Here is a 24,495-nt window from a genome sequence, read left to right as displayed (position 1 = left end):
CTTACGCCCATCCTGAGAGAACGTTTCTGAACTGATTTCGCAACTGCTCCTGCGCGTTAACGTCGCATCAGAGCAACGCTATGAAAATGAACCCCTGGTCGTGGTTTAGCCGCGCCCATATTCCGTCGAGTGCCTCCGCAGGCGTTCCGTTTTCGATCAACGACCCTGCCGGTGAAACTCACCTGCGGTCAGAACTGTTTTCGACAGCTCAGATGGAGCGCTACGGCCAGAAGCTGGCGCGAACCCATAAATTATCGCCGGATAAACTTCCTTATTACCTGCTGAAACGGCTCGGCGACAATGAGGTCGTCATCACGCAAAACTGCTATGAGCTTAACGCGGGGAAAAAGACGAGTATCATGCCCGCCGGGGAGTGGTTGCTGGACAATTACTACCTGATTGAAGAACAAATCCGCATTGTCCGCCAGCACTTGCCAAAAAGCTTTGGCAAAGGTCTTCCGTCGCTGATATCGCCGCGAAATTGTCCGCGAATTTACGATATCGCATCAGAGGCCATCGCTCATGGCGACGGTCGCTGGGACACCGCCAGCCTGACCAGCTATATCATGGCTTATCAGCAGGTGACGCCGCTGACATTAGGTGAAGTCTGGGCCCTGCCGGGTATGCTGCGCCTGGCGCTGATTGAAAATCTTCGCCGTATCAGTATGGAAGTGGTAAAGGCTCAGCAAGAACGAAACCTGGCAGATTCGTGGATAACAAGGCTTTTCGAATGTGCAGAGAGTGCGCCCGCTGACTTAATCATGGTGGTTGCCGACATGGCGCGCTCCCGTCCTCCGTTGAGCAGCGCCTTTGTCGCCGAGCTGGTACGGCGTTTACAGGGACATGGCAATGCGCTGTCGTTACCTTTGACCTGGGTTGACCAGTGCCTGGCGGAGCAGGGGGTCACAACTGACGTTCTCATTCATCGTTTCAATCAACAGCTTGCTGCCAGCCAGCTTTCTGTCAGTAACAGCATCGCCGGGTTGCGCTTACTGAGCGAAACAAACTGGGCTGATTTCGCCGAGGCGATAAGCGTCGTCGAACAGGCACTTTGTCATGATCCTGCGGGCATCTATCCCCGGATGCACTTTGATACCCGTGACCATTACCGCCATGTCATTGAAATACTGGCCAGGGACAGCGGCTTAAGTGAGCCTGAGGTTGCCAGCCGGTTACTGACGCTGACCGGGGAAAGTGCGCCCGATACACCCCAGCATCATATTGGCTATTATCTGGTCGGCGAAGGCCGGCAGCAGCTGGAAATTCATCTGTTGGCCGACACGTCAATGCTCGTCCGTCTGCGCCACAGTTTTAACAGAATATCCCTGCTGTCATGGCTGGGGAGCCTGAGCCTGTTGACCACGGCAGCGACGGCCGGGATACTGCACGAAACCGCGCTGCAGGGGGCGGACTGGCTGCTGATTGCGGTGGCGTTGCCCCTCGTGATTGCGATCAGTCAGCTCGTGAGCGATCTGTTAAGCGACGCCACCACCCGTCTTCGTGTTCCCCGTCCCTTGCCGAGAATGGATTTTTCAGCCGGTATTCCCGCTGACAGTGCAACCATGATTGCGATCCCCTGCATGCTGACAAGCCACGAAGGCATCGGCAAACTGCTCACCAGTCTTGAAGTGTGCTGGCTGGGGAATCAGCACGAAAACCTCTGTTTCGCTCTGCTCACCGATTTCGCTGATTCCGGAAATGAATCCTCGCCGGAAAGCAACGCCCTGCTCAGGCAGGCGATCGCTGATACGCAGGCGCTTAACCGGCGCTATCCCTCCAGCCGTCCGCGTTTTTATCTGCTACACCGGCAACCTGAATGGAACACCGCTCAGGGAACCTGGATGGGCTATGAACGCAAGCGGGGAAAACTGGCCTTGCTGAACAGCTGGTTACGCCATCCGGAGGGACAATTTGTCAGCGTTGCAGACACGCCGGCGCATCTTTTACCGGGTCACATTCAATACGTCATCACCCTGGACAGTGACACGGTTTTGCCACGCGATACGGCGCACAAGCTGGTGGCAACAATGGCGCATCCGCTGAATAAGCCGGAGTATGATCCGGTGCGCCAGAGGGTGGTCAAGGGGTTCGGCATTTTACAACCGGGTCTGGCGGAGGAGATGCCCCGCAACGGGCAGGGGCGCTATGCCGCCATGCGCAGCAGCGCACCGGGCAATAATCCCTATTCGATGATGTCTTCCGATATCTACCAGGATCTCTTTGGGGAAGGCTCGTTCGTGGGCAAGGGGATTTATGATGTGGATATCTTTGTTCAGGCCACCGCCAACACGTGCCCTGAAAACCTGGTTCTCAGCCATGATTTACTGGAAGGGTGCTATGCGCGATCGGGGCTGTTAAGCGAGGTCTTACTCTATGAACAGTATCCTAATAATTATCTTTCGGATGTTGCTCGTCGCTCACGCTGGATCCGCGGAGACTGGCAACTGCTTAACTGGTTGAAGCCACGCGTCAGAAAAGCGGATGGCTCCCGGGATAAGAATCCCCTGTCCGCGCTCTCTTACTGGAAATTATTGGATAATCTGCGTCGCAGCCTTGTGACCCCCTCGCTACTGGTATTGCTGTTCTTCACCCTGCTGTGGGTTCCTAATCCATTTTACTGGCTTGGCGTATTGACGCTGATATGGCTGTTGCCTGCCATGCTCAGTATCACCCATGACCTCCTGCATAAGCCGCTCCGTCGCCCTCTGAAGCAGCATCTGTTGCTGGTTGTGACAGGAGCGCTGAAGCGTTTGTCAGGTATCGGACTTAATTTAGCGATACTGCCGCACGAAGCCGGATATTCGTTGTATGCGATTGTGGTGACGCTATGGCGTCTGGGTGTCAGCCAGCGCAACCTCAGCCAGTGGACCAGCCACAGTCTGGACAGCGAGCGGGACAGAATCCCGGTGAGCCGTTTTTATCGGGCTATGTGGCTGAATGTGGCTGCGGGAGCGGCGCTCGCGATCCTGACCGTGCAGTTTGCCCCGCTGCTGCTGGCGATCGCGTTGCCGATCGCGATGTTATGGTGTCTGGCTCCGCTGCTGATGAGCTGGCTGAGCCGCCAGCCAGTGCGAAAGGCATTTTCGCCGAACCCGGAGCAAACGCAGCTGTTACGCCAGACCAGTCGTGAAATCTGGGCGTTTTTTGAGACCTTTGTCACCGCAAAGGAGAACTGGCTTCCGCCTGATAACTATCAGGAAATACCGCAGCCGACGGTGGCGCATCGCACGTCTCCGACCAATATTGGACTCTCCCTGATGGCCAACCTGACGGCATGGGACTTTGGTTACCTGTCCGGCGGGGAGGTCCTTCAGCGCGTGTCGCTCACGCTCGACACGATGGATAAAATGGAACACTACCGGGGGCATCTCTATAACTGGTATGACACCCGTACGCTGGCTCCGCTCAGCCCACGCTACGTCTCGAGCGTCGACAGCGGCAATATGGCGGGTCATCTACTGACGTTGCGTGAAGGGCTGACCGCCATGCGTCATCAGCCTGTTTTAAACATCGAACAGATACTGGCCGGGTTGAACGATACGCTGGACATTCTGGAGAAACAGTGGGGCCAGAGTGCGCCCACCAGTCTGCGGCTGCTGCGCAAACATTGCCTGAGCGCCGTGTCGCTGCCTCCGCCAGAGATTTTCAGCGAGCTGAAAAAAATGCGCACCCAGTGCAACCATCTGACAACCCAATGCCATCAGGATAACCCCCTTCTGGTGCGCTGGATTGGGCATCTGGAGCATCAGCTGGTACAGCTTTGCCATGAATGGTCGCTCCTGCTCGGCTGGTTACCCGCGTCCTGGTGCGAACAGAGGCTGCCGACGCTGAGCTGGCTTGCCCGCGCGACATATACCGGGGAAGGCTCGCCTCCCGCATCTGTGACGGCGCAGGCCCGAATGCGGCTGAAAATTATCACCGAGCTTGAACAGCGGCTGGATGACCATGCGCGGATGGATTTCGCCTTTCTGTACAGTGAAAAAACCAGTCTGCTCAGCGTCGGTTACAACAGTGACACCAACACGCCAGATAAAAGCCATTACGATCTCCTGCCCTCTGAAATCCGCCTGACCAGTTTTCTCGCCATTGCGACCAATCAGCTGCCGCTTAAAAGCTGGTACGCGCTGGGGCGGCTGTTCACCACCATTGACAATGAAACGGCCCTGATGTCATGGAGCGGTTCGATGTTTGAATACCTGATGCCGAATCTGGTCATGCCCACCTGGCCCGGCAGCCTGCTTGATGAGATGAGCCGGTCGGCGGTGATGCGCCAGATCCACTGGGGCAAAGAGCGCGGGGTGCCGTGGGGAGTATCAGAGTCTGGCTACCATGCGTTTGATGTGCAGCATAACTATCAGTATCAGGCATTTGGCGTGCCGGGGCTTGGTCTGCGTCGGGGACTTGCCGACGATATGGTTGTCGCCCCGTACGCCACACTGCTGGCGCTGATGATCTCCCCACAGAAAGCCTGCGAGAATCTGTTCAGACTGGAAAAAAACGGCGCGCGCGGGGAATACGGTTTTTATGAAGCGCTGGACTATACGCCATCGCGCCTCGCAACCGGTCAACTGTATGCGGTGGTGCAGTCCTGGATGGCTCATCATCAGGGCATGGCGTTTCAGGCGCTGAGTCACGTGCTGCTTGATGCCCCGATGACTGAGCGGTTCATGTCCAGTACCGTCTTCCGGTCGGCGAGTCTGCTGTTACAGGAGCGCGTGCCGGATGCGGTCGATCTCTACAGCCCGCGTCGGCATTTTGAATCTCATGAGGGGCGGGTTAAGCCCGTTCGCTATGAACCCCGTATTTTTACCGGGGTGGATTCTCCGGCGCCGGAGACTCAGCTTCTGTCCAACAGCCATTATCATCTGATGTTGACCGCGGGCGGGGGCGGTTACAGTCGCTGGAACAATATTGCCCTCACGCGCTGGCGCAGCGATACCACCCGGGATAACTGGGGGGCATTCTGCTATATCCGCGATATGCATACAGGCGAGGTATGGAGCAATACCTGGCAGCCCACAGGCAACGATACTGACCACGGCGATGAAGTGATATTTACCGATGCCGGGGCAGAATTCAGGCGCACCTTCGGGAAGCTCAGCGTCAAAACCCAGGTAGTGGTTTCGCCGGAGGATGATATTGAACTGCGGCGCCTCACGCTGGTGCATCGGGGCCGACTGCCGCGCACGCTGGAGCTGACAACCTATGCCGAAGTGGTGATGGCGCCTGACGCCAGCGATCGGGCACATCCGGCGTTCAGCAATTTGTTTATTCAGACCGAGCTTAATCCTGAGCGTGACGCCATCCTTTGCCATCGACGTCCGCGTTCGCCGGATGAACCGAGTCCCTGCCTGTTTCACATGATGGTGATGCATGGCGATAGCCGTAAGCGCGTCTCGTTTGAAACGGACAGGGAAAAATTTCTGGGGCGTGGCAGAAGCCCTGCGGATGCCCAGGCCATCAGGGGCGGCGGGGCGCTCAGCAACACGTCGGGGTCGGTGTTGGATCCGATACTGGCGATACGCCACGCCATCACTCTGCAACCGGGGCAGCCGGTCACGATTGATATCGTTTATGGCATCAGCGACAGCCGTAAGCAAAGTCTGGCGTTGCTGGAAAAATATCGCGACGCCCCTATCGCTGACCGCGTCTTTGAACTGGCCTGGTCGCACAGTCTGGTGATGCTGCGCCAGATTAACGCCAGTGAAGATGATGCCAGCTTGTTTAATCGTCTCGCCAGTGCCGTACTTTATCCCAGTCAGGAGCTGCGCGCCGAGGGTCAGGTTATCAGCCGTAACCGCCGCGGTCAGTCCGGTCTGTGGGGCTGGGCAATTTCAGGCGATCTGCCGATAGTACTGCTCAGCGTGACCAGCGAGGAAGGTATCGCCTCTGTTACCACACTGATTCAGGCACACCGCTACTGGAGACTGAAAGGGCTGGAGGTGGATTTAGTGATCCTCAATAACAGTCCGGGGGGCTACCAGCAGGGATTGCAAAATCAGATTATGGATTTAATTTATGCCGGATCGGAGGCCAGCCTGCTGGATAAAACGGGCGGTCTTTTTGTCCGTAATGGCGAGCACCTCTCCGCTGAGGATAAGCTGCTGCTGATGAGCGTGGCCTGTCTGTATCTCGATGACCGTGCGGGGGGGCTTAATGAACAGCTTAACCAGCGCATTCATACCCCAAAACCGCCGGCCAGGGCATTTGTCCCGCAAGCTGTGCCGGAGAGTAATCAACATACTGACTGGACGCCCGATACCCGTCAGTTGTGCCATTTCAACGGCTACGGTGGATTTTCTGCGGATGGCCGGGAGTATCAGATTGTCCTTCGGGAAAATACGCAGACACCGGCCCCCTGGTCAAACGTACTGGCAAATGCCCGTTTTGGCAGCGTGATTTCCGATGCGGGACAGGCCTATAGCTGGTATGAGAATGCCCATGAATTCAGGTTAACGCCGTGGGAAAACGATCCGGTGAGCGATCGCAGCGGTGAGGCGTTTTATCTGCGCGATGAAGAGAGCGGGGAGTGCTGGTCGCCGACGACCTTACCCGTTCGCGGACGCGGTGATTATCTGACCCGCCACGGTTTTGGCTACAGCGTGTTTGCCCATCGGGAAAGCGGGATAGACAGCGAGCTGACGATTCTGGTCGCCGAAAAAGCGCCGGTGAAACTGGCTGTCCTGATGCTCAGCAACAATTCAGGACGGACGCGTAAGCTGTCCGTCACTGGCTATGTGGAGTGGACGCTCGGGGAGTCCCGAACCCGCTCTGCCCCTCATATCGTGACTCATGCCGCCACTCTCCCCGGCGGTTGCGGCGTGATGGCCAATAACTTTTACGGCGATGACGGCGGGGGACGCACCGCATTCTTTGCCGTCAGCGGGAATTATTGTTCGCTGACGGGGGATCGTCGGGAATTTATTGGCCGTAACGGTTCCCTGCAAAATCCTTCTGCCATGAAATTGCGCAGACTTTCGGGGAAAACCGGAGCCGGTCTGGATCCCTGCGGGGCGGTACAGTCAGCGGCCACACTCATTGATGGCGACCAGCGGACGTTTATTTTTGTCCTTGGCACCGATGAAAATCATGCGCTGGCGCAGGAGACGCTCACCCGCTATCTGAATGAGGATGCGGTCCGCCAGGAGCTGAACCGGGTTCACCAGCACTGGCACAAGGTGCTCGATAAGGTCGTGGTGGACACGCCTGATACCTCCGTGAATTTACTGGTCAACGGCTGGCTGCTGTACCAGACGGTGGCCTGTCGCCTGATGGCTCGCAGCGGTTACTACCAGTCCGGCGGCGCATTTGGTTTTCGCGATCAGTTACAGGATACGCTGGCGCTGAGCCATGCCGATCCGCAACGAATGCGCGACCAGATAGCGCTGTGTGCATCACGCCAGTTCATTGAGGGGGATGTACAGCACTGGTGGCATCCTCCCCACGGCAATGGCGTACGCACCCGCTGTTCTGATGACTACCTCTGGCTTCCGCTTGCCGTTTGCCACTATGTGGAAACGACGGGAGACAAGGGTGTGCTGGAAATGCGCATCCCTTATCTGGAAGGCCGTTCGCTCCAGCCGGGCGAAGAGTCCGTTTATGACACCCCCGTCGTCAGCGATAGCGAAGAGACGCTGTGGTTACACTGCGTCAGGGCCGTGCAGCATGGTTTGCGGTTCGGGGAGCATGGCCTGCCGCTGATGGGCGCAGGAGACTGGAATGACGGGATGAACCGGGTCGGCATTGAAGGGAAGGGGGAAAGCGTCTGGCTGGGCTTCTTCCTGTACGACATTTTGCAGCGCTTCGCCGCGCTGGCGGAGAGCAGGCAGGACGACAGTATGGCGTCGATGTGCCGCTCCCAGGCCCTGCGCCTGCAAAAAAATCTTGAGGCCCACGCCTGGGATGGCGAGTGGTACCGGCGCGGGTACTTTGACGATGGGACGCCTCTGGGGGCGAAAGCCTCGCAGGACTGCCGGATTGATGCGATCGCACAAAGCTGGTCGGTATTGTCCGGCGCCGCAAACCCGACCCGCAGCGTTCAGGCCATGCAGGCGCTGGATAAGTACCTGGTCGATAAAGAGGGCGGCTTGATAAAACTGCTAACGCCGCCGTTCGATGGTCACGGCCCTAATCCGGGCTACATTCAGGGATATCTGCCCGGCGTGCGGGAAAACGGGGGACAGTACACGCATGGCGCGATCTGGGCGGTGATGGCATTTGCCCGGATGGGCAACACCGCGCGCGCGTGGCAACTCTGGTCAATGCTCAATCCGATAAACCACACGCGGGATGCAGAAGGCGTCGCGATCTATAAAGCGGAACCTTACGTCATGAGCGCCGATGTCTACAGCGTTGCGCCACATACCGGACGTGCCGGATGGAGCTGGTATACCGGTTCCGCAGGCTGGACCTGGCGTCTTCTCACAGAGGAGTTACTGGGGATCAAACGTTTCGGAAACGCCTTTACTGTCCATGCCCGGTTGCCGGATGAGTGGCCCTCTTTTGCCATGACATATCAACATGGCGAAAGCCATTATCAGATTACGGTTTCACGCGGTGAGGGGGAATATCAGGTTATGCTGGATGGCGTCGTACTGCCTGACGACAGAATTCCGCTGGGGGATGATGGGCAAAACCATACGGTTATAATCCTGCAAAACTGACGCGGGCTTAAACGCGCATTAACGTCGACCGTTAATGCGCTGATTGTCTCTGAGAACATCAATTGCGGTTTGCATCGCGACTTTATCATCGCGTTTTTTTTGCCTGTCCTGTAGCACCTGGAGATACTCAAGCAATGTCCGGGTGTTAATCGGTCGGCCCTGTTTACCCACCGCCAGCACGGCTTCACCGAGGATAATTTTCACCGGTGGCAGCTGGGCCGGGTACCAGTCAAGGGTGTCTTCTGATTTCATTATAAATTTCTCACGGAAGGGCATTGTATCACACATCATCAGTGCGCTCTGCGTGGCTGACTTCCTGAGTGAGCCATCATATCCGGAATATTCTTGTATATAGGCGTATACTCAATATGACATTCCACAGAGTATTTCCCCAATGTCTTACACAAACGGACTCAGGCATTTTAAAGAAAGACCCGTTCATGTTGCCTGCCCGGTATGCGCTCACAGAGCCGATCAGAAAGCGGGTAAACTACGCAAAGATAACGTTCTGGAATGCCCCGCCTGCGGGCTGTTATTCCGGCCGTCAGAATGCTGGTGTATTGGCGGCTGATGAGCAACCGAACGAGAACGGAACAGGAAAATGACAACATATCTCTTTGACTCCAGTGATAAAGGTTATGTTTATGAAACTGAAGAAATCTGTTTTTATTGAAGGAAATATCATCTCCAGCCGCCGTCCAGGAGAGGCAAATCAACCGTTCTGTATCCACAGAGTGAGATTTAGTAATGATAAATATGCCATTGTTCGGGAAGCGTCCGGGGTATGCTTCAAACCAGGAGACATGATTCAACGCAATGATTGTGAATGGTTTTATAACCATACCCCAATTCGTCTTCTCTCTTTTGAGTACCTTAATGAAGAGGAGTCCGGAAGACAGTTTCTTGAATGTTATTAACCGGTCTTTAAACCTGCGGATAATAAAATTTTCATGCAGAATCGCAAATTTCTTATCACAAGCGGCGAAATATTTTTTGAATTTATACGCTATGACACCCCCCTGAAACGCCATGTGTTTCTGAAGACGCATTTCTTCACTTATCATCTGTAACCCCAGCGCTTCGCTTAAATACTGTCAGGCAGATGATTGATAAAAATATTGTCTTTCAGGACTCATATTGTTGGTCGGACCAGGAGTCTGACTCACCAGGCGTAATTGGCGCAGGCAGTTTGAACACGGACAGCGTACCGATGCCACCGCATGTACCGGATGATGGCTGGCATGGTACAGACGATGCGTGGACGATGACCCTGCAGCGAGCGCTGCATGACGATGCGGCAATCTCTTGAAGGGGAATCCCGGTGACGAGTAAGCGACAATAAATTTGCCTTTTGCGGCAAAATTTTCCTGGAAAGGACAGACAACCTGATATTTACCACACTCTTTATCGCGTTATTTTTTGGCGATGATTTGTCCGTTTTTTTGATGTGATTTTGTTGTAATTTATTGATTATAAAATATAAATATTCATCTTCACCCATTGGGTGTGGTGTCAATAACATTCCTGGTGCTTCCAATATAAAATCTAAAAAAGTAGGCATTTGTCGACTTTTCGTCTAAAAAGAAGGGTTGAGGGGCTGGACAGCGCCAGCGTTAGGTTATCAAATAGTTAAATAACGCTTTGTAATATGTAAACACTAACCTTTTTGTTAAAAGGACAACACGCTTCCCTCGGTTTTCAAGCGCTGCGGGTATTTTTTGGGAGATTTTATGCATTCCTCTGTAAATAAAAACGAGAGCCGAACTTTCTTCGGTCATCCTTATCCGTTGGGGTCACTGTTCTTCACGGAAATGTGGGAACGCTTCTCGTTTTACGGTATTCGTCCGCTGCTGATCCTGTTTATGGCGGCAACGGTTTATGACGGCGGTATGGGGCTGGCGCGTGAAAACGCCTCGGCGATTGTGGGTATTTTTGCCGGGAGTATGTATCTCGCTGCGCTGCCTGGGGGCTGGCTGGCGGACAACTGGCTGGGTCAGCAAAAAGCGGTCTGGTACGGCTCCATTCTGATTGCGCTCGGGCACCTCGCGATTGCCCTGTCAGCGGTCATGGGCGACAGCCTGTTCTTTATCGGTCTGATGTTTATTGTGCTCGGTTCCGGCCTGTTCAAAACCTGTATCTCGGTGATGGTCGGTACGCTGTATAAGAAGGGCGATACCCGTCGTGACGGCGGTTTCTCGCTGTTCTATATGGGGATTAACTTAGGATCCTTTATCGCGCCGCTGATCTCTGGCTGGCTGATTAAATCACATGGCTGGCACTGGGGCTTTGGGATCGGCGGTATCGGGATGCTGGTGGCGTTAATCATCTTCCGCGTGTTTGCCGTTCCGGCGATGAAGCGTTATGACAGCGAAGTGGGGCTTGATTCAACCTGGAATAGCCCGGTAGTGAAAAGAAGCGGCGTCGGCGGCTGGCTGTTAGCGCTGGCGGTTGGCGTGGCGATCGTCATCGCGTTGATTGCGCAGGGCGTTATTGTCATTAACCCTGTCGCGGTGGCCAGTATGCTGGTCTATGTGATTGCGGCATCGGTGGTGCTCTACTTTATCTGGCTGTTTGTTTTTGCCGGGTTGAGCCGTAAAGAGCGCGCACGACTGTTGGTCTGTTTTATCCTGCTGGTTTCCGCTGCCTTTTTCTGGTCGGCGTTTGAGCAGAAACCGACCTCGTTCAACCTGTTTGCTAACGACTATACCAACCGCATGATCGGAGACTTTGAGATCCCGGCGGTATGGTTCCAGTCCATCAACGCGTTGTTTATCATTCTGCTGGCTCCGGTATTTAGCTGGGCGTGGCCAGCGCTGGCGCGTAACAATGTGCGTCCGAGCAGTATTACCAAGTTCGTTATTGGTATTCTCTGTGCGGCTGCGGGCTTTGGGCTGATGATGCTGGCGGCGCAAAACGTGCTGAACAGCGGTGGCGCAGGCGTATCGCCGATGTGGCTGGTTGGCAGTATCCTGATGCTGACGCTGGGCGAACTGTGTCTGAGTCCGATTGGTTTGGCGACCATGACGCTGCTGGCTCCGGAAAGAATGCGTGGTCAGATGATGGGACTGTGGTTCTGCTCCAGCGCCCTGGGCAACCTGGCGGCGGGTCTGATTGGCGGACATGTGAAGGCCGATCAGCTGGATATGCTGCCGGAACTGTTCGAGCGTTGCTCAATTGCCCTGCTGATTTGTGCTGCGGTGCTGTGTGTTCTGATTGTGCCGGTTCGCCGGATGCTGGAAAACACCCAGAGCAAGAAGGCTCCAGAGCCGACGACGAAAGCCTGATCGCCATCGTAAATAAGCCGACGCTTTACGCGTCGGCTTTATCTTTGCTGACAACCTGCTGTGACTGGTGATACCGGATCAGTGTCCCCAGCTCGTGGCTACCCACCGGTGGTGAGATGAGATGGCCCTGAAAACGATCCATACCCAGCGCTTTCAGCATGGTCAATTTCTCCACGCTGTCCACACCTTCGGCAATACAGCGGCTGCCCGTCAGCTGGCAGTAATAGATCAGACTTTTGATCAGCGCCAGAGCATGAGGGTCGCGTTGCATATCGTTAATGATACCCATGTCCAGCTTATATTCGCTAAACCGAATCTGCCTGACCGGAAACATCACGCTGCCCTGCGAAAAGCAGTCATCCAGCGTAACGCGAAAGCCGTGCTGCTGTAATTCAGCAACGACTTCTGATGTCTTCCCCTGTCGGCGGACATCAATTGTTTCAGCAAATTCCAGTACCAGCCTGTCAGTTCTCCGGGGCTGATGCAGCTTCTGTCGTGCTTTTTCCATCATCCGTACCAGGTTTTCGTGGCTGGCGAGGGCTGAGGGGATATTAATGGCGAAGTAAATGTCCCCAGGATACTGATTAATCTTCTGGATAGCCTCCTGAAGGACAAAAGCGGTCAGGACCATCCAGGCGTATTCAGAACTTATTTGAGGCAGAAACGCGCCGGGCGGCAGGACGTTGCCATTGCGACGCCAGCGGGAGAGGATCTCAACACCCTGCAGTCGATGTTTGTCATCAATGATGGGTTGAAATACCGGAAATACCTGCCGGCAATGAATAGCGTGAACAAATTCACGTTCAAAGGCCGAAAGTCCCCCACTGTTCATTCTGTTTTGCCTGGTCACCGGATTACCAGGGAAGTTCGCTGCCAGCAGCGGGTGATGTTCCACCATCTTTTTGAGTCCTGATGTTCTCTGGTTATAAAGCGTTTTCTGGCTTACGCCACGGTATTGTGCCCGCTCCGCGATGTTGAATCCGAGCAACAAATCCAGAATGGCATTCAGTTCCTGCTTGCTGAGCCCATTTGTGGTGTCGCCATAAATCAGCGTCTCCTGCTCTGACAGCTGGGCCAGAAGAGGGTAGTCCAGCAACGCCTCTTCCCTTAGCAAGGCCGCAATGCAGCGGCCTGGCAGATCGGAGGCTGCAGCCCGTACCTGTGAAAGCTGGCCGCGCTCAGCGACAAGATACAATAGCGTATGCTGTAACCAGCGAATCGGGCAGCGGCTGAGAATAAGCATAGGGAGCGGCGTGGAGGCCTGTTCCAGCAAAAAGGCCGCCTGCCTGAGCGTGGTAAGCAGCCAGATGGGATCGTCTGGCAGAAATACCACGATCCGGCCTACCGCCGCCGGAGAGGGAAGCGACAGGATCGCCTGCGCCTGGGGTTGCAGCAGCGTCAAATGGCGATCGCCGTGCGCCATCATGCCGGCAAGCCCTTTGGCGGCGAACGAGCAGGGGGACAGAATATAATCCATCATCGGCCCGCTCATCTTATTGATAGACAAATGTCACCCCGATGATTGACTGTACGTTGCCAGCCGTGACCTGTCCGGTGGTGCGCGCGTAGTTCGCCGTCAACCCCAGGCTAACGGCAGAGGTGCCCACCGAACCCATTGATATCGTGCTGTTGGCGGGGACCACGCTGCCATTACGCGTTACCTGAACGCCAATGCCCTGCGCGGGTGAGGCCGATGCGGTATTGGTGAATATCGAGTTAGCCGAATCCGCAGTGGTGCCGGAGAGGTAATAAGCCAGATTCTGGTTCTGTGCGCAGTAAACCGTCAGCGGGATCGGCATAGAGCCAGGATAATCAGGAAGCGTCACCGTCACGTCGCGGGCTGAGACATCGCAGCCGCCGGTGGGCACCACCACATTGTTGTTGGCGTAGATGTTCCATACGAACTGGAAATCGTCGCTGTCTCTGTTGTTGGTCTGGCGCAGAATGAGCACCGCGATGAGCGTTCCGGCTCTTATCGCCACGCCACCGGCGGAACTGATGGGCGTCAGGTAAAGTAAGGCAGGCCAGGGCTGATCGATTGTCGAGTTGTAGGTCATCCGCGCCGTTTCACTGGTGGTAGGAAACGGATAGCTGATGCCGTTGTATCTCACGGTGCCGGAAAAGCTCGACAATACGCCGCCGTACGCCGAGCCACGCTGGAGTGTCACATAGTCGGTCATCGTCTCCGGAAAGTCGTTATGGCAAAAAATCTGTGTCGAGAGATCGACCACCAGGTTTTGCCCAACGTTAACCGCAGGTGCCAGGTCGACGTAGACGTTGGCACTCCCGCCGCCGATAGGGATTGTCGCGCCGCCTGCCGTTTTGCAGGCGAATGCCCAGACATTGACCGACCAGCCCATCAGCAGCAGCGTGGTCAGCAGGGTTATCATTTTTTTCATCAACATACTCTCCTCGTCAGGCGTAGGTATAGGTCACGTTTATCACCGCCTGAATGGTTCCCTGAGTCGCGCCACCGTTTACCGACAGCGCTCTGACCTGTAATGGAAAACGGGCGGATTGCGATGCGTCATCCACCTGTACCGACTTTGTGGCGCCGGTATTCAGCGTGTTGCCACTGTCATCCTGAAGTTCAAGCTGGATATTTCCGGCGCTTCCCTGGTTTTTGTAATAGCCGGTGCTGTCTGCCGTTCCGCTGAAGCTGGCCGTGATCCTGGACGTGCCGATCGGGCAGTTGCTGAGATCGAGTGCCACGGTATGCCATTGCGAAGAGGAGCCGGGTGAAACCAGGCTGAAGGTATAGAGATCGCCAAGCTCGACGGTGGCATTGGTGGTGGACACCGTGCACGGTTTAGCCACCACTTTACCGTTTACGGTAATCGTCACGTCGGCCGCCTGTAGCGTTGGGGAGAAGGCGGTCAGAAGCGCCGCCAGAAGCCAACCGGGATGGGGTCGTTTCATCGAAGTCTCCGCTTACTGAAATTCAAGGGTGAATGTCGCTGTGGCATTAACGTGCCCTGCCGTGACCGGGACCCGCGTTGCCATCAGCCGGGCATAAAAGTGCAGCGTATTGGTCTGGCCGGGCGTCAGCGTGGTCCACGGGATTGCGGAGGATGCCGCATTGAGCGGCAGGGCGCTTTGCTGTCCGTTGAGGATCTGCACCCCCATGCCCGCCGCTGCCTGGGTACCCGCGTCGAGTTTTAACAGGCTGGTGTTGTCATCGTCGGCAGGACCGGTAAAACCCACCTTTACCGCAGTAACCGAGTTGCCGCAGGGCGAGAGGACAATGCGAAACGGCACGGCAGGCGTGGTGGCGCCGACGGTACTGAACTGCTTCGTCGCGTTATCCATCAGGTCGACGGTAAAATCTTGCGATTCCCCCGCCACGGCGCAGGCGTTATCCCTGACGTAACCGCTGATCGTGATCGTGCTGTCGGCGGCAGACGCATTGGCGGCGGCCAGCGAGAAGACGGCGCTCAGCAGATAAAGGGTTTTTCTCATCATCATGTCCTTAGCGGCACACGGCCGATAGCTGGCTTAGCAGCTGTTGCTGGCTCTCTGTGGGTAAGCGGTACTCCGCCACACAGCGGGTATCCGCGCCTTCACCCCATTTCACTCGCACTTTTCCAGCCAGCGGCATGCCGCTCAGATAGACCTGGCCGTTGTCGGCAACGATGCTGCCGCTCTGATTACTGTCGGAGGTGACGATTGCGCCGAAAGGAACCGGTTTGCCGTTGTGGGTCAGCGTCAGCAGCAGTTTTATCCCAACGTGGGCTTTGAATTCAGCACGGACAATCGCGCCGTGCGTCGGTACGACGGTCGCGACCGCCTCATCCAGATCGACGTTGTCCGCGAGAGTGTTGGTGTCCAGGGCGATCCGGTTTTCCCGGTATTCGGTGGCGTAAGGCAGCACGGCATAGCCACGCCAGTCGGTACGTACCCCGGTCTGGTTCTCTACTTTCGTCCCTTCCGCCCCCGGCGCTTTGATCAACACCACCGTGTCGTTGAGCGGCTGGCTCAGCGTGACGCCGTTGGCATGTGCCAGTACGCCGCCGCTCATCCCGTAATAAAGCTGTTTGATACCGTCGCTGCGGCTGTAGCCGACGTTGGCGTTGCCGTAGCCACCGCGATAGTTCAATGCGGTATAGCCGGTGCCGCTGCTGCTGCCCTCTCCGCCGCCCGCGTAACCGGTCTGAACGCTGTAGCTCAGGTTGTTGTCTTCCAGTAATGTGCCGTACAGCCCTGCCAGGTTGGTCATCCTGCCGTTGAGATCGTTCGACATGCTGTAGCTGGCGCTGGCGTGTCGCCAGACGGACTTGCTGTCCGAGCGTTGCCAGTGGCTGAAGGGGATGTTGACGTTGACGGCCAGCATCTGGTCGCGCCCGTTTTGCCAGGCGTTTTTGGTCAGGCTGTAGCTCAGCGTCCAGTTGATATCGTCGATCGCGGTATTCAGCCCGGCCTGTAATTGCTCATCGGCGCTGTCGGTCCCCCAGTAGGTCTGGCGGCTTCCGCTCAGGTAAAAGGTGGCGGTGCGCCCTAGCTGTTGGGTGATACTCAGCTGAACCTTGCCACGTTTGTTATAAGTGAGGTTGTAGTAGTCGGTGAATTTGGGCTGTACCTGAATGATCCCGTCCTGGGTTTCAACGTTATAGCCGCTCATCCGGCTGTAGGTGGTATCGGCAAAGCTGAAATAACCGCGCGTGGAGTAGCGGTAGCCCACCAACTGGATGTTAGTGCCAAGCTCGCTGAGTGATTTGTTGTAGAGAAAACGCACTGACTGTCCCTGGTGCTTGCTGTCATCGGGCAGGGTGGCATTGGCCTGCGTGACATCCACCGACAGGGCGCCCAGCTCGCCCATGTTTTTCCCCACCCCGGCGTTGAAGGCGTGATAACGATCCGCCAGTTGGGTACCGCCGTACAGCGTCCAGCCAGCCGGAAGCCCGTGCAGTATGGTGCTCTGGAAGAACGTCGGCTCTTCCTGCTGATTATTACCGCTGCGATATTCCCCGGCGGTCAGGGCATAGCGGGTGTGGCCTTCACGTTGCAGCACCGGTACCGAGGAGTAAGGGACGGAGAAGATCTGACTGCTGCCATCGGCCTCTTTGATCGTCACCTGCAGGTCGCCGCCGTTACCCGCGGCATAGAGATCGTTGATAGTAAAGGGGCCTGGCGGCACCGTGCTGTGGTAGATCTCATAACCGTTTTGTTTGACGGATACCTGCGCCGTGCCGCGGGCAATACCGTGGATAACCGGCGCAAAGCCCTTCTGACTGTCCGGCAGCATATTGTCATCCGTCGCCAGCTGTACGCCGCGAAAGTTAATGCCATCGAAGATATCGCCATTGGTGTAGCTGTCGCCAAGCGTCAGACGCGAGCGTAATGGCGTGATATCCCGCTCCAGCCAGGTGTTCACGTGCTGCCATATGTTGTCGTTACCTGATGCGTTGCCGCCGCTGCTGTAGCTCCAGGTTGTGTTATCGCGCAGACGCCACGCGCCAAGATTCAGCCCGCTTTGCAGGTTTAAATAGGCATAATGACTGCTGCCGCCGATAGTGTTCTGGACAGTGTTGCCGGTGAAGTTGTAGTTCAGTAATCCGGCGGTAATGCCGTTATCCCAGAGTTCCGGTGGAATATAGCCGCGCGCCTGGCTCCCCATAAATGCCTGGGGAATGGTCATGTAAAGCCGCTGCTGCCCCACGTCTAAACGGGTCGTGGCGTCCTTAATCATCTGTGTTAACGGCACACAGGCATCTGCCGCCAGCACATTCATTCCGCTGACGGATGCCGTGTTCAACCCCATACCGGCGAGCTGCCCACGCGTCAGGCATGGCGCCAGCCCGTGACCGTTTTCGCTGGCATTGAAGGTGACATCGCGGGTCGTCATGTATCCGTCATTGAGGTAGATATCCACGCGATAAGTGCCAGGCGGTAGCTCATGGCCCTTTTCAAATCCCGAGAGATCCGCCACGGCAGCTGGATCGTCAGCCAGAAAACGCGGATTAAAATACAGTTCCGCGTGTGCGCAAAAAGTTTGTGAGGCAAGCAAAAGGGCAAAGGGGGCCTGTGCAAATACGCCAGACATACGCAAGGTTAAGTGCTGCATACGCCGGGACCCCAAGCGGTTGAGTCCAGATTTCAGATATGACATAGTCCCTCCGGTTCGAAATCGCCCGGCTGTCAGTTCTTTTTTTGTTCAGGGGAGTGAGTGGGGTTCCCCGTTCGTTATTGCATTGCGCCTTTCATGCGCGGAGTCAGCGCGCCATAATCGTTAATGGTCTTATAGGTAATTTCAGCGCCTGCATCGGCCGGTAATTTCACCTGGGCTTCTCCCATCGGAGGAACCAGCGCGTTTTCCAGCACCCGGATACCGGCATTCAGTTCGGTCACGGTCAGATAGTAGGGCGTTGGGTTGATCAGCGTCAGCGTGCCCGCGCTGCGGCGAAACGTCAGTTTTTCTGCGGCCCGCTCCGGCGGCAGCGCCAGTTTTGCCGGACGGTAATAGAGTTTGATGCGGCTGATAATGGCCAGCTGCAGCGTGTTGTCGTTAAGTTTTGACTTATCCATTGAGGGAATGGCTTTCACGTTCATCCAGAATAAGCTTTCCCGATCCTGCGGCAGCTGGTTATTGGTCGCGTCGAGAATACGTAAGGTGTTCTCTTTTTTTCCCTGCATGGCAAACAGCGGTGGGGTGACTACGAAGCGCCCGTCTTTGACGCCATCAGCGTTTTCCACCCATGACTGGATCAGATACGTACTGCTGTCATCATTATTGGTCACCGCCAGTTGAACCTGCTTTTGTCCTGCCGGATAAATGACCCTGGTTGAACCCAGCGCCACGCCCGCTTCTGCGTGAGAGGCCAGTCCACTGGCGGCTATCATCAGTACTCCGGCCAGAAAGTTGTACGTCATTGCCCACGTTTTTTTTATGTATACCCTTGTTGTTCTCACCGTCATTTCCTGTATTCGGTATGTCTGCTTAATTACTGGTAGGTCAAAGAGAACCAGGCCTGTGCGTTGGCACGACCTCCGGTGACCTGACGCCCGGTTGAACGATATTTCGCGACAAAATGTAGCGTGGTTGGCCCGGTATAGAGCTTTGTCCAGCTTCCCGGAGGGCTATTAAGGGGGATCAGGCTGCCTTCCTGGTCAAACAGCGCAATGCCGATCCCGTTGGCGATACCCGGTCCCTCACCCACGGAGAGAACATCGGGATTTTTACCATCGGCAACGCCATGAAACGCCACACCGACACGTTGGCTTACTGCAGTACTGCAATCCTGCAGATGAATATCGAAGGGAACCGGATTGGTATCTTCCCCTGTCGCATGAAATCGATTGCTGCCGATCTGCCCCATGTTCACCGTCATCTGGCGATCGCCCGCTTCGACGCGACAGGATTCTGCAATAATGACGCCCTGGAAGCGCATACTTCCTCCGGGCAACATGACGTTCCACGAGTTCCCGGCCAGCGCACATGCGGGCAGTAAGAGCATCAGCAAACCTGATTTCATCCTTTGCATCGTTATCACCTCAGTCCCATTGCGGATAACGGGCCATCCTGGCCCTGAATGCTTCCCTGCCTGATGAATTACTCGTATTGCACTTTGAACGTTGCGTCAGCGTTAGCGGTACCGGCAGTGGCTGCCCCCGTCGCGTAGTAACGCGCCTGGAACGGAATGATGTTGGTGCCATCGTTCAGCGTTGTTGCCGCGCTGAAGGTTGCGCCATCCAGGGCCAGCGGGGTGCCTTTGTTGTCGAGGATCTGTACGCCGACGTTCGTTGCGCTACCGGCAGCGGAACCCTGCAGGGCCAGGACGGTAGTGTTGGTGGGATCAACCGCAGTGCCGGAGAATGCGATAGACGCTTTAGTAGAGACGGTGGTATCACAATCATTCAGTTGAATGTTGAAACCGACCGCGGAGCTGGTGTCGCCGGACGTTGCCAGTCTTGCAGAGCGAACCTGGCCTAACTGTACGGTTTGATCAATAGAACCGGCATCGACTGCGCAGGCTGCGTTAACGACTTCTCCTTTAAAATGCACTGTACCGCCGTTTACCGTGGTAGCGGCCAGAGCCGCCGCAGAGGACAGGGACAGGGCTGACAGAACAACGATTGCCAGTGTTTTAATTTTCATGCTTTTTTCCTTTAAACAATATCGATATAACGAACCCATGTTGGCAGCCGTTTTGCCGTCCAGGCATTCCATATTTTCAGCCGAATGGTTCGACTGCCGGTTCTGTACAGTTCTCGCCCAACTAATGAGACAATTGGGGCCATTTTGTCTCATTAGAGTAAAAAACCTTTCAGTCGGTTATCTGGCTTTTTTATTGGTTTTTTATGTTTGAAACTGACTATTTTCTGAATTTAAAATCTAATATTTTGATTTGCACAAATGGACGCATTCGGCATCTGCTTCAGTTCAAAGCGGAGGCAGGTGCTGAGTTTTGGGGGGAGTGTGAAGAAATTGCCTGAAGTTAATGCTATGAATATCAGTTAGATAAATACTTATTACGGGTAATTTTAACTTGTGAGTTGCAAAAGATGGTTAAATTTTTTTATGATATGGACAGTTTGGCCCCAATTGACCAATTCGATTTGAGAACTTCCTTTCATTATCAATCGCTTAAATCATTTTTTCTTACCTTGTAAAATTTCTTCTAACAGGTTGTTTCGCTCCCATAGTCCGGCAAAACGCGCGGCGTTACTGGCGGTATAACGTACCGTGTGGCGGATGTTACGATGGCCCAGATAATCCTGTATCAGCCGGGTATCCGTTCCCCTTTCTGCGAGTTCATAACCGCAGGCATGACGTAACATGTGTGGATGAGTGTGGGTGACGGTACCGGCATTGATTCCGGCAGTACGAATGATGCGCCAGGCCTGCTGGCGGGAAAGTGGCGTGCCTCGTCGGGAAATAAATACTGCGTCAGTACAGCAGGCACCTCTCCAGTCAGCGCGTTCCTGGCTCCAGCGTTCAACGGCTTCACGCTCGTCAAAACGCAGCGGGTGGATGGTGGAAAAGCCGTTTTTCAGGCGACGGATATGGATTCGCCCTTCGTTGAGATCAAGGTCACGATAGTGCAGTCCGAGGAGTTCGCTGATCCGCATCCCGTGACGAAATGCTAACAGAATAAGACAATAATCCCGCTCTCCGGTGGGGCCGTGACGAGCGGCCAGCATCATTGACTGTACTTCTTTGCCGGTAAGATAACGACGTCGATTCACAATAAATTACTCCTGAAATAAGTTTATAAGCCCGCAGAGAAACATCATAGCGATTAAAAAATAATCCGCGATGTTAAAGGCGTATTAATATGAAGGGATTAATCACAGCCATGTGATTACATTACTTTTACACATGGTTAAGATCGTGCCACATGATAAATCTTATTTTTAAAGATTTTATCCCTTATCACAATAGAGCCTGTTGTGGTCGTTGTCAGGTATATAAAATTAAAAGGAAAAAAGTTGTGGGTAATGATATTTTTAACCGGTTTTTATTGCCGGGTGGTTTAAGGCAATGAACTGAACATGAGTGAACGAATATCCAGATACAGTATAAGGATATGGTGGGGCATTTATACTCGTTATACTTCAAGTTGCAGGTACGTTGGCTTTATTACTCGGCCTTCGGCCTCGCCCCTTCGGGGCCAGCGCAAGCGCTGTTCAAAACGACTACGCGTTTTGTCCTGCAACTTGAATTATTCAGAGTCTATAAGGAATGTAACAGGAATTTGCGGGGACATTAATCATAGTTAACATAAGGTTAATTTTTATTAATGTATTGCAAGAAAGGGGAATTTCGACGCCATCCATGGCGTTGAAGAGGCTACAGTAAAATTGCATTTCGCTGTTTGAGGCGGGCATCATCCCAGATACCGTAAAAACGCCCCGCGTTACTGGCGGTATACCAGACGGTATGGCGGATATTACGGTGTCCAAGATAGTCCTGGATGAGACGGGTATCGATACCCATATTGGCTAACGCGAAACCGCATGAGTGGCGAAGCATATGCGGGTGAATTTCCAGTGACAGGCCGGCGTTATCACCGGAAGCAGAAATGATCTGGTAAAACTGTTGGCGGGAAAGTGGGTTTCCTTTCCTCGATAAAAATAACCATTCGCTGTCTGAGTGGGGATAAGAGATACGAATAGCCAGCCACTGTTTTAATGCCAGTATCTCTTCACCTAATAAAGGATGAGTTGTTGAAAATCCTTTTTTAAGGCGGTGGATGTAAATACACTTTGATTTAATGTCGATATCTGAAATTTGTAAGCGACAGATTTCACTGGCGCGAAATCCGTGAATGAAACAGAGTAATGTCAGACAATAATTACGTGCAGCATGTGGGCCGGTATTTGTTGCTTTGAGTAGTGACTCCACTTCATTTTGAGTCAGGAAATTCCTTTTTTTGTTATCGGCGCTGTTTTTCATTAGGTTCCCTCTTTGATTGCAGGCAGGCAAATATTCTTCTTATCACCATCAATCCGATGGTATTATCCGGTCTTTAGTTATTTTAAGCGTCGCGCTGAGAATGATTTATCTCATGTGACGGTTCTCAGTTTCTGGTGAACAGAACCGGATAGTGGGGACGGATGTATATTGTCGGGTCATGATGTCACATCCTTGCCAATAGCGACTCGTCTTATGCGTCTTGCGATGTATCTGATTGATAAAATATGATTTTCCAGGTGGTTTCAACGTTCTGTTCATTCCTGTTCCTCTTGATGATGAATTCAGAAGTCCGTCTGGTTGATATAACCAAACCAATAGTGCAGAAATGCGTTGACCTTAATCGATGGTCGTTCATTCCACAATGAAAGAAAACGTCTGTCTCGAAGGGAAGGCGAATATTGCGTGAGTTCCCTCAGTGTGTGCAAAGAACAAAATGGCCGCTTCGATAGCATTCACAGTGAGACTACAACAAAGATTAAACCATACTGTAAAAATCCTCTGGAGAATAGTGATAATAAGCACAGTGTTATATTTAAAGAGTGGATTTGTTATTTTATTAATTAGGAATATTCTTATTAATGGAACTATCCCAGGAATGTTATGAGGCTATTTTACTGGTTAATGGCATATTCAGTCAGCCTGTTATCCGCGCAAGACTATAGCAGGATGGTGGTAACATACTATTTTAATTAAAAATTTATTGCAGCAGATGCTGTGGTGAACAGACGTTTTCAGGTGTTTTTTTGAATGCGCCGTGATAAGTCGATATATTTACCTTAAGTGAAAAAATCGACATAAAATCTTTTTATCGCTGTTTTTGAAAATAGCCTGCAACAGGCAAAACGTGCCATGTGAACAATGATAACGCGGGAAACTAATATGATTGGCAAATTAATTTTAATATGCAATTGGCCCCAGTGATAAAGGCCGCATCATTGAATGCGGCCTTTATCTTCAGACAGAAACGAGATCTCTGCCGTTTAATAAGACGGGATCAGCGCGGCATAAGTGCAAAGACACCCCAGCCAAGGTATTCACGCGTGTAGGTCACATGACGCTCCGGGGAGAGAGTCAGCTGCGCCCGAACTTCTGCTGCAAACTCGTCCTCCGGATTCTCCTCCAGCCACCGGCGCATTGTCAGCCATTTCGCCGCTTCATACCTGTCCCAGCCTTCCCGATCGGCTAAAACCATCTCCACCACGTCATAATCAAGCTCGCTGAATAAAGAAACGAGCTTCGGTAGCGTGAGGAAATCGGAGATAGCGTTTGCGCCACATGCTCTGGCAATCTCCTCGCTGGCGGGAACGTGCCGCCACCAGGGTTCACCGATGAGAAGTATTCCGCCAGGCTTCAGACTTTCGCGCAGAAGCGTGAGCGTTCCGGCGACCCCTCCGCCGATCCAGGTAGCGCCAATGCAGGCGGCGATATCGCATTTTTCATCTGCGACAAAACCTGCGGCGTCGCGATGGATGAAGTTAACTTGCTCTGCGATGCCTGGTTCCTCTGCGCGTTGTCTGGCCTGAGCACTGAACAATGCGCTCATGTCTACGCCGGTTCCTCTGATGCCATAATCGCGAGCCCAGGTGCAGAGCATTTCGCCGGATCCGCTGCCCAGGTCAAGTATCCTCGTGCCCGGCGTCATGCGTAACGCTTTACCCAGGGTGGCATATTTCTCCGCTGTAAACGGGTTATGGATGCGGTGAGCGCTTTCGCTGATGGTAAAAATACGTGGGATGTCCATAGTTGAGCTCCTTTTCTCAGCGATTGTCTGTTTGGGCGCGGACATTGTTTAGTCCGGTCGTGTTGATACGGTACGGTTGCCCATTAACGGATTTAATCAGTTTTTTGGTTTTAAGTTTTTTGAAGACGGCAAGGGTGCAGTCGCTAAGCAGCAACCCTTCGCGGCTGTAACATTCGACGGCGGTGACGCGACCTGAGGCGTCGCGGACGTGCGCAATGCGTCCACCTTTGGCGAGAACGTGTAAGGTACGCTGTTCCTGACGGGATAAATTCATACTGGAAAACCTGTTAATCATCATATGCAAAAACGAGCCAACACCAGCCGGTGTTCGCGTAAAGTTTAAGTGCATTGATAACCAGTCCGGCCCAATAAGGTCGGCAAGCTGATTATCAG

General features: G+C 54.0%; 17 protein-coding genes. 4 read left to right on the top strand and 13 right to left on the bottom strand.

Features of this window, described 5'->3' with window-relative positions:
- Window positions 1-80 precede the first annotated feature (80 nt).
- Window positions 81-8,663 (top strand): GH36-type glycosyl hydrolase domain-containing protein, encoded by an 8,583-nt coding sequence (locus C3432_RS14335; RefSeq protein ID WP_103777276.1) that lies wholly within the window; start codon window positions 81-83, stop codon window positions 8,661-8,663.
- A gap of 18 nt (window positions 8,664-8,681) precedes the next feature.
- Here the strand turns inward: C3432_RS14335 and C3432_RS14330 are convergent, their stop codons facing one another.
- Complete coding sequence (locus C3432_RS14330) at window positions 8,682-8,915, bottom strand: hypothetical protein (protein ID WP_103777275.1); 234 nt, start codon at window positions 8,913-8,915, stop codon at window positions 8,682-8,684.
- Window positions 8,916-9,057: 142 nt separating this feature from the next.
- On the opposite strand from C3432_RS14330, the gene C3432_RS28350 reads away from it, so the two are divergent.
- From C3432_RS28350 to C3432_RS14310, 3 genes are all read left to right on the top strand, one after another.
- The gene (locus C3432_RS28350) at window positions 9,058-9,234 is read left to right on the top strand and encodes a YnfU family zinc-binding protein (RefSeq protein WP_219816730.1); all 177 of its coding nucleotides are present in this window, start codon (window positions 9,058-9,060) and stop codon (window positions 9,232-9,234) included.
- A 73-nt stretch (window positions 9,235-9,307) separates the two neighbouring features.
- Complete coding sequence (locus C3432_RS28345; RefSeq protein ID WP_103777273.1) at window positions 9,308-9,580, top strand: hypothetical protein; 273 nt, start codon at window positions 9,308-9,310, stop codon at window positions 9,578-9,580.
- Window positions 9,581-10,393: 813 nt separating this feature from the next.
- On the top strand, window positions 10,394-11,947 hold the full coding sequence (locus C3432_RS14310; RefSeq protein ID WP_103777271.1) for a peptide MFS transporter: 1,554 nt from the start codon (window positions 10,394-10,396) through the stop codon (window positions 11,945-11,947).
- Between the two features lie 25 nt (window positions 11,948-11,972).
- Here the strand turns inward: C3432_RS14310 and C3432_RS14305 are convergent, their stop codons facing one another.
- The 12 genes from C3432_RS14305 to C3432_RS14245 form a co-directional block, all read right to left on the bottom strand.
- A complete protein-coding gene (locus C3432_RS14305) occupies window positions 11,973-13,424 on the bottom strand; it encodes an EAL domain-containing protein (protein ID WP_103777870.1) in 1,452 nt (483 codons plus the stop codon).
- Between the two features lie 16 nt (window positions 13,425-13,440).
- A complete protein-coding gene (locus C3432_RS14300; RefSeq protein ID WP_103777270.1) occupies window positions 13,441-14,346 on the bottom strand; it encodes a fimbrial protein in 906 nt (301 codons plus the stop codon).
- A gap of 16 nt (window positions 14,347-14,362) precedes the next feature.
- The gene (locus tag C3432_RS14295; protein WP_103777269.1) at window positions 14,363-14,866 is read right to left on the bottom strand and encodes a fimbrial protein; all 504 of its coding nucleotides are present in this window, start codon (window positions 14,864-14,866) and stop codon (window positions 14,363-14,365) included.
- A gap of 12 nt (window positions 14,867-14,878) precedes the next feature.
- A complete protein-coding gene (locus C3432_RS14290) occupies window positions 14,879-15,406 on the bottom strand; it encodes a fimbrial protein (RefSeq protein ID WP_181012944.1) in 528 nt (175 codons plus the stop codon).
- 10 nt (window positions 15,407-15,416) lie between these two features.
- Window positions 15,417-18,053, bottom strand: a complete 2,637-nt coding sequence (locus C3432_RS14285; protein WP_103777267.1) for a fimbrial biogenesis usher protein — start codon at window positions 18,051-18,053, stop codon at window positions 15,417-15,419.
- A 74-nt stretch (window positions 18,054-18,127) separates the two neighbouring features.
- On the bottom strand, window positions 18,128-18,814 hold the full coding sequence (locus C3432_RS14280; RefSeq protein ID WP_374755469.1) for a fimbria/pilus periplasmic chaperone: 687 nt from the start codon (window positions 18,812-18,814) through the stop codon (window positions 18,128-18,130).
- A 71-nt stretch (window positions 18,815-18,885) separates the two neighbouring features.
- Window positions 18,886-19,425 carry a fimbrial protein gene (locus C3432_RS14275; protein WP_103777265.1) on the bottom strand — a complete coding sequence of 180 codons (540 nt, stop codon included), beginning with the start codon at window positions 19,423-19,425 and terminating at the stop codon, window positions 18,886-18,888.
- A 68-nt stretch (window positions 19,426-19,493) separates the two neighbouring features.
- The gene (fimA, locus tag C3432_RS14270; RefSeq protein WP_103777264.1) at window positions 19,494-20,039 is read right to left on the bottom strand and encodes a type 1 fimbrial major subunit FimA; all 546 of its coding nucleotides are present in this window, start codon (window positions 20,037-20,039) and stop codon (window positions 19,494-19,496) included.
- A gap of 494 nt (window positions 20,040-20,533) precedes the next feature.
- Entirely contained in the window at window positions 20,534-21,130 is a 597-nt protein-coding gene (locus C3432_RS14265; RefSeq protein ID WP_103777263.1) for a tyrosine-type DNA invertase, read from the bottom strand.
- A gap of 604 nt (window positions 21,131-21,734) precedes the next feature.
- Window positions 21,735-22,340 carry a tyrosine-type DNA invertase gene (locus tag C3432_RS14255; RefSeq protein WP_103777261.1) on the bottom strand — a complete coding sequence of 202 codons (606 nt, stop codon included), beginning with the start codon at window positions 22,338-22,340 and terminating at the stop codon, window positions 21,735-21,737.
- Between the two features lie 1,015 nt (window positions 22,341-23,355).
- On the bottom strand, window positions 23,356-24,102 hold the full coding sequence (locus C3432_RS14250; RefSeq protein ID WP_103777260.1) for an SAM-dependent methyltransferase: 747 nt from the start codon (window positions 24,100-24,102) through the stop codon (window positions 23,356-23,358).
- Window positions 24,103-24,118: 16 nt separating this feature from the next.
- Window positions 24,119-24,376 (bottom strand): YjhX family toxin, encoded by a 258-nt coding sequence (locus tag C3432_RS14245; protein WP_103777259.1) that lies wholly within the window; start codon window positions 24,374-24,376, stop codon window positions 24,119-24,121.
- Window positions 24,377-24,495: the final 119 nt, after the last annotated feature.

The sequence above is a fragment of the Citrobacter amalonaticus genome (assembly GCF_002918555.1).
GTDB lineage: Bacteria > Pseudomonadota > Gammaproteobacteria > Enterobacterales > Enterobacteriaceae > Citrobacter_C > Citrobacter_C amalonaticus_A.
Note: the sequence above shows the minus strand (reverse complement) of the source record. Positions and strands in the feature narration are given on the sequence as shown.